Origin of the sequence: Allobosea sp. FBZP-16, from assembly GCF_002831785.1 — a bacterium.
GTDB lineage: Bacteria > Pseudomonadota > Alphaproteobacteria > Rhizobiales > Beijerinckiaceae > Allobosea > Allobosea lupini.
In genome coordinates this window covers 88715-102263 of sequence record NZ_LNCQ01000020.1, presented here as the reverse complement: position 1 = coordinate 102263, position 13549 = coordinate 88715, and the positions used below count along the sequence as shown (strand labels likewise).

General features: G+C 66.4%; 19 protein-coding genes. 3 read left to right on the top strand and 16 right to left on the bottom strand.

The annotated features are described in order from the left end of the window. The coding region (locus tag CXY91_RS06260) for an MFS transporter (protein ID WP_100959739.1) at positions 1 to 960 on the bottom strand (960 nt) is incomplete at its 3' end. Between the two features lie 97 nt (positions 961 to 1057). Between CXY91_RS06260 and CXY91_RS06255 the strand changes: the two genes are divergently transcribed. Continuing rightward, positions 1058 to 1858, top strand: a complete 801-nt coding sequence (locus CXY91_RS06255) for a LysR family transcriptional regulator (protein ID WP_100959737.1) — start codon at positions 1058 to 1060, stop codon at positions 1856 to 1858. Positions 1859 to 1918: 60 nt separating this feature from the next. On the opposite strand, the gene CXY91_RS06250 is transcribed toward CXY91_RS06255, so the two are convergent. The 7 genes from CXY91_RS06250 to CXY91_RS06225 form a co-directional block, all read right to left on the bottom strand. Continuing rightward, complete coding sequence (locus CXY91_RS06250) at positions 1919 to 2311, bottom strand: hypothetical protein (RefSeq protein ID WP_158673284.1); 393 nt, start codon at positions 2309 to 2311, stop codon at positions 1919 to 1921. Positions 2312 to 2379: 68 nt separating this feature from the next. Further along, complete coding sequence (locus tag CXY91_RS06245; protein ID WP_199777369.1) at positions 2380 to 2526, bottom strand: hypothetical protein; 147 nt, start codon at positions 2524 to 2526, stop codon at positions 2380 to 2382. Next, positions 2504 to 3052 (bottom strand): HupE/UreJ family protein, encoded by a 549-nt coding sequence (locus CXY91_RS06240; protein WP_248307380.1) that lies wholly within the window; start codon positions 3050 to 3052, stop codon positions 2504 to 2506. Before CXY91_RS06240 ends, CXY91_RS06245 begins: the two co-directional genes overlap by 23 nt. A gap of 64 nt (positions 3053 to 3116) precedes the next feature. Continuing rightward, the gene (locus CXY91_RS30050; protein ID WP_158673283.1) at positions 3117 to 3317 is read right to left on the bottom strand and encodes a hypothetical protein; all 201 of its coding nucleotides are present in this window, start codon (positions 3315 to 3317) and stop codon (positions 3117 to 3119) included. Positions 3318 to 3320: 3 nt separating this feature from the next. Next, positions 3321 to 3752 carry a DUF3995 domain-containing protein gene (locus tag CXY91_RS06235; protein ID WP_158673282.1) on the bottom strand — a complete coding sequence of 144 codons (432 nt, stop codon included), beginning with the start codon at positions 3750 to 3752 and terminating at the stop codon, positions 3321 to 3323. A gap of 98 nt (positions 3753 to 3850) precedes the next feature. Further along, positions 3851 to 4513, bottom strand: a complete 663-nt coding sequence (locus CXY91_RS06230) for an urease accessory protein UreE (RefSeq protein ID WP_100959731.1) — start codon at positions 4511 to 4513, stop codon at positions 3851 to 3853. Positions 4514 to 4536: 23 nt separating this feature from the next. After that, positions 4537 to 4845: a putative quinol monooxygenase gene (locus CXY91_RS06225; protein WP_100959729.1), complete on the bottom strand. Its 309-nt coding sequence runs from the start codon at positions 4843 to 4845 to the stop codon at positions 4537 to 4539. Between the two features lie 149 nt (positions 4846 to 4994). Here CXY91_RS06225 and CXY91_RS06220 point away from each other — a divergent pair, with 149 nt between their 5' ends. Next, positions 4995 to 6038 (top strand): amino acid ABC transporter substrate-binding protein, encoded by a 1044-nt coding sequence (locus CXY91_RS06220; RefSeq protein WP_100959726.1) that lies wholly within the window; start codon positions 4995 to 4997, stop codon positions 6036 to 6038. 65 nt (positions 6039 to 6103) lie between these two features. Here CXY91_RS06220 and CXY91_RS06215 read toward each other — a convergent pair whose 3' ends face one another. The 8 genes from CXY91_RS06215 to CXY91_RS06185 form a co-directional block, all read right to left on the bottom strand. Beyond that, positions 6104 to 7123: an ABC transporter substrate-binding protein gene (locus CXY91_RS06215; protein WP_091832311.1), complete on the bottom strand. Its 1020-nt coding sequence runs from the start codon at positions 7121 to 7123 to the stop codon at positions 6104 to 6106. Between the two features lie 109 nt (positions 7124 to 7232). After that, the gene (locus CXY91_RS06210; protein WP_100959724.1) at positions 7233 to 8060 is read right to left on the bottom strand and encodes a DUF1003 domain-containing protein; all 828 of its coding nucleotides are present in this window, start codon (positions 8058 to 8060) and stop codon (positions 7233 to 7235) included. A 249-nt stretch (positions 8061 to 8309) separates the two neighbouring features. Continuing rightward, positions 8310 to 8639 (bottom strand): hypothetical protein, encoded by a 330-nt coding sequence (locus CXY91_RS30045; RefSeq protein WP_091830962.1) that lies wholly within the window; start codon positions 8637 to 8639, stop codon positions 8310 to 8312. 124 nt (positions 8640 to 8763) lie between these two features. Next, positions 8764 to 9657 (bottom strand): sugar kinase, encoded by an 894-nt coding sequence (locus CXY91_RS06205; protein WP_100959722.1) that lies wholly within the window; start codon positions 9655 to 9657, stop codon positions 8764 to 8766. 5 nt (positions 9658 to 9662) lie between these two features. Beyond that, positions 9663 to 10709, bottom strand: a complete 1047-nt coding sequence (locus CXY91_RS06200; protein ID WP_100959720.1) for an aldose epimerase family protein — start codon at positions 10707 to 10709, stop codon at positions 9663 to 9665. 24 nt (positions 10710 to 10733) lie between these two features. Beyond that, positions 10734 to 11144, bottom strand: coding sequence for a type II toxin-antitoxin system VapC family toxin (locus CXY91_RS06195; protein WP_100959718.1), 411 nt, complete (start codon positions 11142 to 11144; stop codon positions 10734 to 10736). Then, positions 11144 to 11389 (bottom strand): type II toxin-antitoxin system VapB family antitoxin, encoded by a 246-nt coding sequence (locus CXY91_RS06190; RefSeq protein ID WP_091830970.1) that lies wholly within the window; start codon positions 11387 to 11389, stop codon positions 11144 to 11146. Before CXY91_RS06190 ends, CXY91_RS06195 begins: the two co-directional genes overlap by 1 nt. A 61-nt stretch (positions 11390 to 11450) precedes the next feature. Continuing rightward, complete coding sequence (locus CXY91_RS06185) at positions 11451 to 11900, bottom strand: VOC family protein (RefSeq protein ID WP_100959716.1); 450 nt, start codon at positions 11898 to 11900, stop codon at positions 11451 to 11453. A 183-nt stretch (positions 11901 to 12083) separates the two neighbouring features. On the opposite strand from CXY91_RS06185, the gene CXY91_RS06180 reads away from it, so the two are divergent. After that, a complete protein-coding gene (locus CXY91_RS06180; protein ID WP_100959714.1) occupies positions 12084 to 13523 on the top strand; it encodes a cation diffusion facilitator family transporter in 1440 nt (479 codons plus the stop codon). Positions 13524 to 13549 lie beyond the last annotated feature (26 nt).

Here is a 13549-nt window from a genome sequence, read left to right as displayed (position 1 = left end):
CACGCCGGCCGGCAGCGCGGCGAGCGCCGCGGCGGCAGCGGCCCCGAGCAGCGCAGTCACGGCGAAGGACTGGGAGCGCCGCCCGGGCCGCAGCCTGTCGCTGAGCCAGGGCAGCAGCACGCGGCCCGGAATGCCGGCCAATTGCGCCAACGCGAACAGGCTCGCCGCACCGAGCATGCCGAGCGCGAGCGCGTCGGCCATGTAGCCGATCGCATGGGCGGTGAAGGTGAACTGGAAGGCCGACATCGCGATGCCGAGGCGCAACACCGGCCAGAACCGTGGATTTTCGCCGACGGTCCGGATCAGCTGGCGCAAGGCCAATGGTGTCTCGCGCTTTGCCTGCGTCGCGCCGCCTTCCTTGTACAAGAGCAGGAACAGCAGCGCCCCGAGCAGCGACACAGCCGCGCTCGACCAGGCGGCCGCAGCCAGGCCGACGCGCACGGCGAGCAGCGGCAGCAGTGCGGCCGCAATCATCGTGCCCAGGGGCACGGCCGCCTGGCGGAAGCCGGTCGCGAGGCCGCGATGCTGCGGTGGAAACCAGCGCATGATCGCCCTTGTCCCACCCGGCTGCACCGCCGCGTAGGTGCCGCCCAGAACGCTCATGCAGAGCAGGAGCCCGATCAATTCGCTGGCCAGGGCCGCCGCGACCATCGCGAGGGCCATGCCGACCATAGCGATGCCGACCACCACCCGCTCGCCATGGCGATCGATCGCGCGGCCGAGTGAAACCATCGTCAGGATCTGGGTGCCGTTCATGGCGGTAACGGCGAGTGCGGCAGAAGCCAGCGATATACCGAACGCATCCCGCCAGAACGGAACGAGGATATAGACGCCCTGCGAAACGAAGGACCCCGCCGTCTGCGTCGCGACCGCGACGGTCAGCACGGTCCAGATGTAGGGATCGGTCCCGTCGCGGCTCGCAGCCTCCTCGGGAACTGGGCTCGGGCTGGTCGTCGACATGGGCAGCAGGGCTTTCCTGGAACGCTGCCATCACAGAACACTGTCGACGAAGCGATCGAAACTGTCGCCATCGGCGTTTCAATGATATCATCTTGTTATGCAAACGCGTCCGACACTCGACCCGGAAGCCGTCGAGACCTTCGTCCTCGTAGCGGAGCATCGCTCCTTCACGCGCGCCGCCGGGCTGCTGAACACCACCCAGGCCGCCGCCTCGCTACGCCTGCGCCGGCTGGAGGAGCGGCTGGGCCAGCGCCTGCTCGAACGGACGCCGAGACGCGTCAGCCTCACCTCCGCCGGAGAACGCTTTCTCGTCCCGGCGCGGGAATTCCTGGCAGCACATCGCCGTGCGACCGACGCGCTGTCATCCGACAACGTTCGTCTTTCCGTCGGCATCACGCATCATCTCGTCGGTCCGGACCTAGCCCGCCTGCTTCAGGCCGCGAGCAAGCGTGATGGCGGCGTGACCCTGAACCTTCGGATCGGTGCGACGCGCACCCTGCTCCAGCGCTACGATGCTGGCGAGATCGATGCGGTCGTCGCGCTGCGCTATGACGAAAGCCGCCGCGACGGCGAAGTGCTGACACAGGCGCAGTTCGGCTGGTTCTGCGCGCCGGATCTCCCGATCTCCCGGGGCCAGCCGCTGCCGCTGGCGGCCCAGCCGGAACCCTGCAAACTGCGCCTGACGGCGGTGGAGGCGCTGGAGGCGGCCGGCATTGCGTGGCGCGAGGCCTTCACCGGCGAGGGCGCCGCGGCGGTCGGCGCCGCCGCGATGGCAGGCCTCGGCGTCGCCCTGCTCGCCCGTCAGGCGGCACCTGCGGGCCTGAGCGAGGTCGGAACGCAGCTCGATCTTCCCACCGTACCGACCCGGCCGATCATCCTGCACTCCAGCGTCAGTTAGAGCCGGGCAGCAGCGACACTCAGCGCGATCGCGGCGGCGTTTCGCTCGTGAGCTCATCAGCTATCTCAGCACATAGCCCGCCTCGGTCAGCGGCGCATATTCGTAGCGGCAGTTCCATTCGTAGAGGCCGCACTCCCCGATGCTCAACCGGTTCATGAGCAAAGCCTCCCGCAGCGCCGCACCGCCGGGACGACTGACGCGGATGACGTGAAACCAGAGGCGGTGATAGTTGACCTCGACCAGCTCACGGATGAAGCGGTTATGGGAGCTGCGCCCAAGATCGCGCCCATAGGTTCGGATGCGCTGGTATAGCGTCACCGGTGCCTTGCCGATATATTTCGGGTAGAAGGTCTCGCGCTGAATGTAGCCGATCTCGTAGACGCCGGGGACTTGCAGGTAGGTTTCGTACTCCTTGTAGTCCGAGAGCTTCATCGCGTCCGACCAGCGCGCCATCATCCCCTCCCAGTCGCTGCAAGCTTAAATCCTAGGTTGCAGCACGCCGATCGGCAATCGCAGTCCAGTCAAACCAGGATGCGCTGATCCGCCAGATGCACCAGCCGCCCGCCGGCAATCGTCGCGACGACGCGCGGCTCCGGCGCGACGAGGACGAGGTCGGCGCGCTTGCCGGAAGCGATGACGCCCGTCTCAACCGGCGAGGAGAGCGACACCCGCAAGCACGAGCCCGCCACCGGCGATCCGCGCAATGAGCGGCGCACGGGTGGCGATCACGCCGGCCAGCATGATGCCGACGAAATGGAGCACCGCCGTCGCGAGGATGAAGCCCAGCGCATAGGCGAGACCGCTGGCATTCTCCGGCAGCTCGGCGCCATGGGCGAAACCGTGGAAGATGGCGAGGATGCCGCAGGCGAGCGTGCCGGCTGCGAGCGGCGGCGACGCCTTCAGCGCGACCGCGGCGCCGAGGATGACCACCGAGAAGGCGATGCCGATCTCGACGCCCGGGAGTGCGCCGCCTGCCATGCCCCAGGCGCCCGCCAGCGCCATCGTGGTGACGAAGGCGGCTGGGTAGGCGATGCGCGCCTTGCCACCGACCAGCCCGGCCCAGAGGCCGACAGCGACCATGGCCAGCACATGGTCGACCCCGGTCAGCGGGTGCATCAGGCCATGCATCAAACCATCGACCGGCCCGGCGCCGGTATGGGCGAAGGCCGGGGTCGACGCGAGAGCCAGCAGCATGGCAACAGATCCGATCGCTCGCAGTATCATCATCAATGCCATCCTCAGCTCACGGCCGACGTCTTCAGCCGGCGGTCTCGATGAAGTCGACAACCGGGCCGAGGCGTTCCCCTGCCGCACATTGCGGAAGGCACAGGAACGCTTGCTGTGCATGGTCGTCGACTTTCCGTCCATCGTAGCAAGATCCGCGCCGATATAGCGCCGTCTTGCCGGAGCCGGGCGGCTGCCGATGCCCGCAGCAGCGGATCACGAGGGAGAAGCTCATCGCTCAGGAGCCTTGCAAAAGCAGTATCGCATAGCCTGCGGCGATCAGCAGGCAGAGCGGTGAATAGTAGCGGCGGTCATTGCTGGCGAAGGGCTCGCGCGGATGCAGCCGCCGCCAGGCCGGCAGGAAGCCAGCGATACCACGTAGCAGGAAGACGGCCGTGATGGCGAAGCCAGAGAAGAATATGAGCAGACGCGGAGTGCCTGCGCTCGGTCCCTGCGCCAGCAGCAGCGGCCAGATCGCCGTTACGGCAATGGCCAGCGTGACCGCCAGGCACAGGCCCGGGGACGGCATGCGCCGCGCGCTCGCATTGCCGATGACGGTCGCGACCAGTTCATCCTCGCTCGCCGCAGGCCAGAGACCGTCCCGCCCCCAGTAGGCATGCAGGCCGGCTATCGCGGCCAAGAGCAGTGTCAGCGCGGTGGCGATGGCCAAGATCACGAGCGGACCAGCCGCAGGGCGAGTTCCAACCCGAAGGCACGGCCGTCGAGACCTTGGAGCGCCATGATGTCTGTCCGCCCGCGCTGCAGGACTCAGTGGTCGTGCTTGTGACCTTTGTGGCCGTGCTCGTGGCCGTGATGGCCATGGTCATGCTTGTGGCCGTGGTCGTCATGATGGTGGTGATCATGGCGGCAGCCGCAGGACGCGCCATGCTCGTGCGAGTGATGGTGCTCGTGGCCATGGTCGTGGCCAGCATGGCCATGGCCATGGTCATGGCCGTGATGATGATGGCCATGATCATGGCCGCAGGCGTCGCCATGTTCGTGATGATGGACTTCGGGCTCGGGCTGGAACGGCCGCTCGATTTCGCTCATCGCGCAGCCCTGGCCGCGAACCAGCTCGGCGAGCGCCGTATCGCGCTCCACATAGATCGCGTCGGCGGTGACCTCGGCCGAAACATGATGCCCGCCGAGATGCCAGGCCAGACGCGTCAATCGTAGCGGATTCTCGGCGGTGATCGCGATCAGCTTTTCCGCCGCCGCCTTGATCAAGACCAGCGAGCCGTCTTCCAACTTGACGGCATCGCCGTCATTCAGCGCGGTCGGCTTGTCGAGATCGAGCAGAATCTCCCGCCCGCCATCGCCCTTGTGCGCGGCATTGCGAGCATTGCGGCCGTGATGGTCGAGGGTGAGGGTCTCGACGACCCGGTCCTGCTTGACCGCGGCCTTGCGGACGACGGAGATGGCGCGCTGCATGGAGAAACCCGTGGCGTGATGGATCAGAGGCGATCGACCGATCGCGGTTCCACCACTTCGATCACCGGAGCAGCGCTGACGCAAGTCCCTGCGATGGCGAGGAAGGCCTGGAGATGGGCCTGCTGCATATGCCGGTCGACATCGGCGCGCTTTTCCCAGCTTTCGACACTGATGAAATGGCCGGGGTCGGCGAGGTTTTCACAAATGTCGTAGCCAAGGCAGCCCTGCTCGCGGCGTGTGGCCGCAATGCAGTCGTGCGCCGCCGCGATGAAGCGTTCGCGCTCGGCGGGAAGAACCCTGGCGCGGGCGATGACGAGGACGGGATCGGACATGCAGGACGGGTCTCCACTTTACGCAAGCGCCAGATACGGCGGAGAACGGCGCCTGGATGCAGGCTCCCGCTCAATTAGCCGCATAAATAACTCTGGCTCGCGCGATGGCAGCGCGGTTAGATCGCTGCGGCTATAATCAGGGGAATCTAATGCTTAGAATTTCAGCACGCCGCGCCCGTAATTTCGGCAGCGCTTTGGCGGGCCTTTGCCTCGCGGCTGCACTTCCGCTGGCTGCCCAGGCGCAGACGACGCTGGAGCGGATCAAGCAACGCGGCCATCTGATCTGCGGCACCAGTCAGGGCGTCGCCGGCTTCTCGCTGCCCGACGCGCAGGGGCAGTGGCGCGGCTTCGACACCGATCTTTGCCGGGCGCTGGCCGCAGCGATCTTCAACGATCAGGAGAAGGCGAAATACATCTCGCTCGCGTCGAAGGACCGGCTGACCGTGCTGCAGAGCGGCGAGATCGACGTGCTGTCGCGCACCACGACCTGGACGCTCGGCCGCGACGCCGGCTTCGGCCTCAACTTCACCGCGATCAACTATTTCGACGGCCAGGGCTTCCTGGTGCGCAAAAGCACCGGCGTGAAGGACCTCAAGGCGCTGAACGGCGCCTCGATCTGCGTCGCGCAGGGCACCACGACCGAGCTCAACCTCGCCGACTATTTCCGCAATCACGGCATGAAGTACGAGGTCATCGCCTATGCCGGCCTCGATGAGACCATCCAGGCCTATGAGGCCGGGCGCTGTGACGCCTACACCACCGACCTGTCGCAGCTGGCGGCGAACCGGATGAAACTCAAGGCCCCCTCCGAGCACGATCTCCTGCCCGAGATGATCTCGAAGGAGCCGCTCGGCCCATGGGTCCGCCAAGGCGACGACGCCTGGTTCGATATCGTGCGCTGGACCGTCTACGCCCTGCTGAACGCCGAGGAGTTCGGCATTACCCAGGCCAATGTCGACGAAATGGTGAAATCGGCCAATCCCGAGATCAAGCGCCTGCTCGGCAGCGAAGGCAAGTTCGGCGAGAGCCTTGGCCTCACCAACGACTGGGTGGTGCGCATCGTCAAGGCAGTCGGCAATTACGGCGAGAGCTTCGACCGGCATCTCGGCGCCAAGTCGCCGCTCAACCTGCCGCGCGGGATGAACAGGCTATGGACGCAGGGCGGCCTGCAATACGCGCCGCCGGTGCGGTGACGACCTCTATCGCTTAAAGCGTTTGGTAGCACTGGCTCCGGCCAGTGCTACCAAACGCAGCCGCCTCAGCGCGGCAGCGCCTTCACCTCGTCGTCGAACTTCTTCAGCAGGCGCGAGCGTTCGGCCGGGCTGCCCCAGCGCGGGGTGTCATAGTCGATCAGCTTGATCTCCTCGAATTTCGGCGCATCGGGCGAGAGCTTGGCGTTCTTGTTCGACGGGATCGAGTTGATCTTGAGCTTCGCGTTGATGTCCTGCGCCTCCGGCGAGAGCGTGAAATCGACGAACTTGCGCGCGGCCTCCGGGTTCTTGCCGCCCTTGATCACCGAGACCGAGCCCGTCTCGTAGCCGGTGCCCTCACAGGGCGCGACGATGCCGATCGGGGCGCCCTGCAGCTTCTGCGTCAGCATATCGTGCATGAAGGCGATGCCGACGGCCGTCTCGCCGAGCGCCGTCGCCTTAACCGGCGCGATGCCCGACTTGGTGTACTGGCTGATGTTCTTGTGCAGGCTCTTCAGGAACTCGAAGCCCTTCTCCTCGCCGAGGCGCTGGACGGTCGTCGCCAGGAAGACATAGGCCGTGCCGGAGGAGCTTGGATCGGCGACCTGCACCTCGTCCTTGAACTTCGGATCGAGCAGGTCGGCCCAGCATTTCGGCTCGGCCAGCTTCTTGCCCTTCAGGGTCTCGAGATTGTAGCCGATCCCGAGCGCACCGAGATAAATCCCTGAGGTGCGGAACTTCGACTGCTCGGCATGGCGCCTGGCCCAGTCGTGCAGCTCGGCCAGTTTCGGCGACTTGTACTCGTCGAGCAGACCCTCATCTGCGGCCTGCAGATGCGGTTCCCCCGGCCCACCCCACCAGACGTCGCCGCGCGGATTGGTCGCCTCGGCCTTGACCTGGGCATAGACCTCCCCGGTCGACTTGCGGACCATCTGGACCTTGATGCCGGTCGCCTTCTCGAAGATCGAAGCGCCCTCGCGGCACTGCTCCTCGAGGATCGAGCAGTAGACGGTAACCTGCCCCTGGGCGGCGGCGGGCGTTGCAAGGGCAGCAAAAGCGGTGCCGGCGAGCACAACGGCGCGAGACAGACGGAACAAGGCAACCTCCCTGGGCGGCGAATTTTGTTAGCCGACACCAGAAAGAGCGCGCATCGACCTGTCAACCGCCCTCTGCTGCCTGATCAGGTTCGAGCAGGCGTCAGGCTGTGGAGTCTGGCTCCGGCAACTCCGCAGGAACTGCTGCCACCACCTTCTTCTTCGTCGCCGGCTTCTTGCGCCGCTTCGGCTTGCGTCTCGGCACTTGCGCCTCCTGCAGCAGTTCGAGCTGGACCTGCTGGATCTCGGCAAGGCGTTGCCATTGCCGCGTGATCAGATGGTCGATCTTCTCATGCAGGTGCCTAACCTCGAGCTCGGCCTTGAGGTTGACCTGGTAGTCATTGAAGGAGCGCAATCGGTCCTTCGCCTCCTGCCGCTTCTGGCTCATCATGATGATCGGCGCCTGGATGGCGGCGATGCAGGAGAGCACGAGATTAAGCAGGATGAACGGATAAGGGTCGAAAGCGCCCGTACCGGCCACGACATTGACCACCATCCAGACCGCCAGCACGACGCCGAAGCTGATCAGGAAGGCCCATGAGCCGCCGAAGCTGGCGAGCCCGTCCGAAAGGCGCTCGCCGAGGGTGCGATGCTCCTCGAAATCGTCCTCGATATTCTCGGCGATCGTATCCTGCCGGGCAATGCTCTCGGCAACCTCGCGGTCGAGATCGGTGTATTCGCCGTGCTCCTCGCGCAGGATCTCCTCAACATAGCGGGTGCGATAGCGCGCCAGCTCCTTGAGGCTGATCAGGCTATCTTCGTCGAGATCGGGGAAGTCGCGCCGGATATGCTCGACCAGCGAGGGGCGCAGCGTCCCGAGCGCAATCAGATTCTTGCGGCTGAGCTCGACGCCGCTGATGGCGCAGACGCCACGCTTGAGCTTGCCGGTCTCGTGCGTGGGAAGAGTCGGGAACACAACGTCGTCTTGCATCGCGGCCTGGCCTGGGGATTGTTCGACTCTGGCGGCGGCCGGCACCTGCGGAAAATGAGGACCAGCAGCACCGCATCGTTACGCTGTAACAGGATCGCGTCGCAAATGCGTCGTTCCGGGCTTACCGCGAATTCGCGTTAGGGGCGAGCTTTGCCGCCGCGCGCGCGGCCATGAGGTCGCGGACTGGCGCGGCGGCTTCGGGACAATTGGGGGTAGCGCCGCGCTCGACGTGCTCACGCGGCCGCGGCCTCAGGCCTTGACCTTCTCGCCTTCGTCTTCGGCGACTTCGTCTTCATCGTCCTCGGCGACTTCGGCGTCCTCGTCGTCGTTCTCGTCCTCATCCTCGCCTTCGTCGTCGAGGGTGGCGTATTCGTAGGCGAAGACGATCTCGCCCGTCGCCGGGTCGAAGCTGCTCGCGGTCGACTCGTCGAAGGCCTCGATCAGCATCTCGGCATCCTCGGGGCCGTCGACATCGAAGCGGCGCACGGCTTCCTCGCCCTCGCCCTTCAGCGCGAGCTCGATCGCCCAGCCGCGGGAGCCGGTATCATAGACGCATTTCAGTCCCTGGATCGCCAGCATGACGCTCTCCTCAGATTGACCAGGTGCGCGGGAGCGCACCGCCAATCTGATGCCCGAACAGCGTGACGAGGGCGCGACGCGGCACTGACGCATCGACGACACCGGGGATTGAATTGCGGAGCATTCAGGGATGCGCCGCCAGGAAGCGCTCGACTTCCTCGCGCGTCGGCGTGCCCGCCCGGCCGCCGAAGCGGGTGCACTTGATCGCCGCCACCGCCGAGGCGAAGCGCACCGCCCGACGCTCCCCCTGCCCCTCGGCCAGAGCCAGCGCGAAGGCGCCATGCCAGACGTCGCCGGCGCCAAGCGTGTCGACTGCCTCGATCGGGAAGGCCGGCAAGTGCTCGATCCCGCCATTTTCCATGAAGAGCACGCCGCGCGGGCCGAGCGTCACCGCGAGCCAGTTCTGCGCATCGCGCGCCAAGGCTTCCAGCGCCGCCCTCGGCTCCTGCCCGCCCGAGATTTCGCTGAGCGCCTTCTCGCTGAAGGCGACATGGCTGGCGGTCGTGACCATCTCCGGATGCGTCGGCTGACGGTCGCCGTCGATCACCCCGGGCACGCCGGCCTTGCGGGCCAGCTTCAACGCGGCGAGCGAGCCCTCGCCCCAGCGCGTGTCGACCAGCACACCGTCACAGCCGGCCGGCAGCACCTCCGGCAGCCAGTCGGGCGAGAGCGGCGTCTTCGGGTCGGTATAGGAGACGACCATGCGCTCGCCCTGGGCGTCGATCAGGATCGAGGAGACCGGCGAGCGCAGGCCCGGGAAACGCGGCGAGAGCGAAGTGTCGACGCCGTCCTGCTGCAACTGCGCAACGATGGTATCGCCGACAGCGTCATCACCGAGGCGCGTCGCCAGCCAGGCCCTGCCGCCGAGCCGGCCGATCGCGGCCGAGCCGCTGCCGGCGCAGCCGCCGCCGGTGACGACGAGATCGCGGGCCCGGTCCTTCTCGCCGGGATTGGGCACGCGCTCGACGCTGTAGACATAGTCGAGCGTCGCGATACCGAGACAGAAGACACCGGCCATGCCGCTTACGCTCCGAACCTGAATTCGCTGATCTGGCGATAGACCTCGCCGGGGCGCAGCACCGTCGACGGGACATGCGGGAGATTGGGCGAATCCGGCACATGCTGAGGTTCGAGCGCGATCCCGGCGCAGGCGCCGTAAGGCACGCCGTCCAGCCCCGCGACCGGCGAATCCAGCTTGAAGCCGTCATAGACCTGCAGCGCCGGCTCGGTCGTCCAGACCTCCATGGCGAGGCCCGAGCGGCGCGAGCGCAGCGTCGCGGCATGGGCGAGCTCGAGGCCCGTCGCCGCGGCCGGCTCGCGGCGGTCGCGCCGAAGCAGATAGTTATGGTCGTACCAGAAACGCGAACCATCCGGATTGGCGAAGCGGATCGGCCGGGCCTTGCGGAAATCGAAGGCTGTCCCGGCCACCGAGGCGACCGAGCCGTCGGGGATCAGGTCGGCATCGACCGGCGTGATCAGATTGGCGCGGACCTCGAACTCGTGATCGAGGATGTCCGGGGCGTCGTCGAGACGAAAGTAAGAGTGATGCGCCAGGTTGACGATGGTCGGCGCGTCAGTCGTGGCTGATAGCTCGATCCGCAGGGTCGCCGCGCCTATGAGGCTGTAGCGGCAGAAGACGTCGAGCGTGCCGGGATAGCCGGCATCCCCATCGGCTGAGACCAGCGCCAAGGTCGCGCTCGCCTCGTCCTGATGCACCAGCGTCCAGCGCCGCTTGCCGAAGCCCTCGCCGCCGCCATGCAGCGAGTTGCGGCCGTTTTCGTTCAGTGGAGTCTGGTACTCGACGCCATCGAGCGCGAAGCGGCCGCCGCCGATGCGGTTGGCGAACCGGCCGGCGATCGCGCCCATATGCGGCGAGTGCCTGGGATAGTCGGCGAAATCGGCAAAGCCGAGCACGACGCGCTGGCGCCCGCCATTCGGCAGCGGCACGACGAGATCGCGCAGCACCGCCCCCCATTCCATCACCCGTGCCTCGGCGCCGGCGGGAGAGCGCAGCACGGCCTCGTGAATCGGCGTGCCGTCGTCGAGATGGCCGAACAACGTCTTGGTCAAGGCAGAGCACTCCGAAGCAGGATGTCAGGCTCCGAAGCGGATGCCGTCGATGTCGGTGTGGACGAAATCATTGCCCTTATAGGCGAGTGGCACGCCCGATGCGCGCGCCGCCGCATAGGCGAAACAATCGCCCACATTAAGACGAGCGGGATGGCCGGCGAGATAGTGGTAATGGGCCGCACAGAGGTGGGCAGCCGCGCCGACCGCTGCATCGATCGCGACAACCCGAATTGCCGTCTCTTCAATGAAGTCGCGAACGATCTCATAGGCCTTGTCGATCGAGACCCGCTTGACCGCCGCAATCCTGGTCGAAGCCTCGAATATCGCCAACGGAGAGGTCACGTTTTCGGAAGCCTGCGCCAGGGCCGACCTGAAGGCGATTGCCTCGCGCTCTTCTAGAAGATTGACGACGATAACCGAAGCGTCGAGGAACATCAGGCGTCGCCGTATTCGCGATCCCAGAATTCTTTGTGCGTCAGGCCGTCGTCGATCGTCGGATACTGAGCTAGCCTTTCCTGCGCTCGGCGCGTGGCCGCCTCGATCCTCTCGCGCCGTTCCGCACGCTGCTTCAGCTCGTTGTCCACCGCCAGGCCGATCGCCGCCTGAAGCGAAATCCCGTCCTGACGGGCCAGCTCTCTTACCTGCCGGTCGATCTTCTCGTCGCGCACCAGAATGCCCATGCGAGCCTCCCTGATATCACCAGATGATATCAGGGAGCATCTCAGCTCGCAATCAGCGCCCTCACCACACCCCGGTGTTCGGCATGCTCGCCCAAGGCTCGGCCGGAGCTTTCGGCTCGCCCTTCTGCAGGATCTCGATCGAGATGTTGTCGGGCGAGCGGACGAAGGCCATGTTGCCGTCGCGCGGCGGCCGGTTGATGGTGATGCCGGCCTTCATCAGCTTGTCGCAGGTCGCATAGATGTCGTCGACCTCATAGGCGAGATGGCCGAAATTGCGCCCGCCGGTGTAGACCTCCGGATCCCAGTTATAGGTCAGCTCCAGCGTCGGGCGGCCGCGGCTGCCCTGCTCCTTGACGCTCGCCGCATCGTCGGGCGCGGCGAGGAAGACCAGAGTGAAGCGGCCCTTCTCGTTCTCGATCCGGCGGGTTTCGATGAGGCCGAACTTGGTCACGTAGAAATCGAGGGCAGCATCGAGGTCGGTGACGCGGACCATGGTGTGGAGATAGCGCATCGTTTGTCTCCCGGGGTTGATCTGGTTGATGGATCGGGCCAAACCGGCGCCATTCCAAGCATGTCCCGCAAAAGTGTCAGCCACCTTTGCGACAAGAACATGCTCAACTCATAATTGGCGTCATGTCAGCCCGGTTGATCACAATCGGGCTGACATGACGCCTGGGGCTCGCGCGGACCTATCATGAGCGAAACGCAGGATCGCACGCCGAACCCGGCCGGCTCGGTGTCGCCCACCGAGGTCTCCCGGGTCAAGCAGAAGGCCGCGACGCTGTCGGTGATCGCCAGCGTCGTGCTGACGCTCGCCAAGTTCGGCGCGGCGATCCTCTCCGGCTCGCTCGCCCTGATGACCGACGCGCTGCAGGGATTGATCGACATCGGCTCGACGATGTTCACCTGGTTCGCGGTACGGGCCGCCGACAAGCCGGCCGATGACGAGCACCATTACGGCCACGGCAAGTTCGAGGCTCTGGCGGCGCTGCTGGAGACCGCGATCCTGTTCGGGCTCTCGGGCGCGATCCTGTGGGAAGCGGCCAACCGGCTGTGGAGCGGAACGGAGCCGCATGTCGCGGTGACGCCGCTGGTCATCGGCGTGCTGCTGTTCTCGCTGATGGTCGACGCGACGCGCTGGCGTACGCTGACCATGGTCGCCAAGGAGACCCGCAGCGAGGCGCTTTCGGCCGAGGCGCTGCACTTCGCCACCGATTTCGTCGGCACGGCGCTCGTCCTGCTCGGCCTGATCCTCACGCGGATGGGCGTGCCGATGGCCGACAGCGCGACCGCTCTCGCTCTCGCCGTCTTCATGATCGCCACCGCCGTGAAGCTCGGGCGGCGCACGGTCGACACGCTGATCGACGCGGCGCCGAAGGGTGTCGCCGAGCGCCTGCGCGACGCGGCACAGGGCGTTGCCGGCGTGGTCAATGTCGAATGGCTGCGGCTGCGGCCGGCCGGCGGCGTGGTGCAGGGCGAGATCGGCATCCAGGTCTCGCGGACCCTGCCGCTCGACCGTGTGACGGCGATCAAGGACGACCTGCTGCGGGCCCTCGTCGCGGTCGAGCCGGATTCGGCGCTGACCGTCACCGCCAACCCTGTCCAGGTCGACGACGAGACGGCGCTGGAGCGCGTGCTACTGATCGCGCTGAAGATGAAGGTGCCAGTGCACCATGTCAGCGTCCACACGATCGGCGGGCGGCTCGCCGTCTCGCTCGACATGGAGGTCGACGCGCTTCTCCCTCTCGGCGAAGCCCACGAGGTCGCCACGCGGCTGGAGAACGCGATCCGCGCCGAATTCGGCGGCGAGACCGAGGTCGACACCCATATCGAGCCGATGGAGACCGGCCAGCCCTCCGGCCACAACGCGCCCTGGGAGGTGGTCGAGGCGATCGGCAAGGCGATCGCGCAGGAGGCGGCCGAGGCCGGCGGCCCGGTCCGCGACATCCACAGCGTCCGCGTGCGCGAGACCCGCAACGGTCTGGTGGTGAACTACCATTGCCGGGCCGATGGCGCGCTCGACGTCGCCGCCGTGCATCGCGCCGTCGACAAGATCGAGCGCAAGGTTCGCGAGGCCCGGCCGGATGTCTGCCGTTTGGTCAGCCATGCCGAGCCGGCCATCACGTCAGACTAGCCACTCGCCCTGTCCTGACGGCTTCC

Bases quoted from the DNA above. Each gene is read 5' to 3' on its own strand.
- CXY91_RS06210 (WP_100959724.1), bottom strand. From the start codon at position 8,060: ATGCAAGACGACGTTGTGTTCCCGACTCTTCCCACGCACGAGACCGGC.
- CXY91_RS06190 (WP_091830970.1), bottom strand. From the start codon at position 11,389: ATGGGCATTCTGGTGCGCGACGAGAAGATCGACCGGCAGGTAAGAGAG.
- CXY91_RS06180 (WP_100959714.1), top strand. From the start codon at position 12,084: ATGAGCGAAACGCAGGATCGCACGCCGAACCCGGCCGGCTCGGTGTCG.
- CXY91_RS06230 (WP_100959731.1), bottom strand. From the start codon at position 4,513: ATGCAGCGCGCCATCTCCGTCGTCCGCAAGGCCGCGGTCAAGCAGGAC.
- CXY91_RS06255 (WP_100959737.1), top strand. From the start codon at position 1,058: ATGCAAACGCGTCCGACACTCGACCCGGAAGCCGTCGAGACCTTCGTC.
- CXY91_RS06220 (WP_100959726.1), top strand. From the start codon at position 4,995: ATGCTTAGAATTTCAGCACGCCGCGCCCGTAATTTCGGCAGCGCTTTG.
- CXY91_RS06185 (WP_100959716.1), bottom strand. From the start codon at position 11,900: ATGCGCTATCTCCACACCATGGTCCGCGTCACCGACCTCGATGCTGCC.
- CXY91_RS30050 (WP_158673283.1), bottom strand. From the start codon at position 3,317: ATGAGCTTCTCCCTCGTGATCCGCTGCTGCGGGCATCGGCAGCCGCCC.
- CXY91_RS30045 (WP_091830962.1), bottom strand. From the start codon at position 8,639: ATGCTGGCGATCCAGGGACTGAAATGCGTCTATGATACCGGCTCCCGC.
- CXY91_RS06205 (WP_100959722.1), bottom strand. From the start codon at position 9,657: ATGGCCGGTGTCTTCTGTCTCGGTATCGCGACGCTCGACTATGTCTAC.
- CXY91_RS06250 (WP_158673284.1), bottom strand. From the start codon at position 2,311: ATGGCGCGCTGGTCGGACGCGATGAAGCTCTCGGACTACAAGGAGTAC.
- CXY91_RS06195 (WP_100959718.1), bottom strand. From the start codon at position 11,144: ATGTTCCTCGACGCTTCGGTTATCGTCGTCAATCTTCTAGAAGAGCGC.
- CXY91_RS06225 (WP_100959729.1), bottom strand. From the start codon at position 4,845: ATGTCCGATCCCGTCCTCGTCATCGCCCGCGCCAGGGTTCTTCCCGCC.
- CXY91_RS06240 (WP_248307380.1), bottom strand. From the start codon at position 3,052: ATGCTGCTGGCTCTCGCGTCGACCCCGGCCTTCGCCCATACCGGCGCC.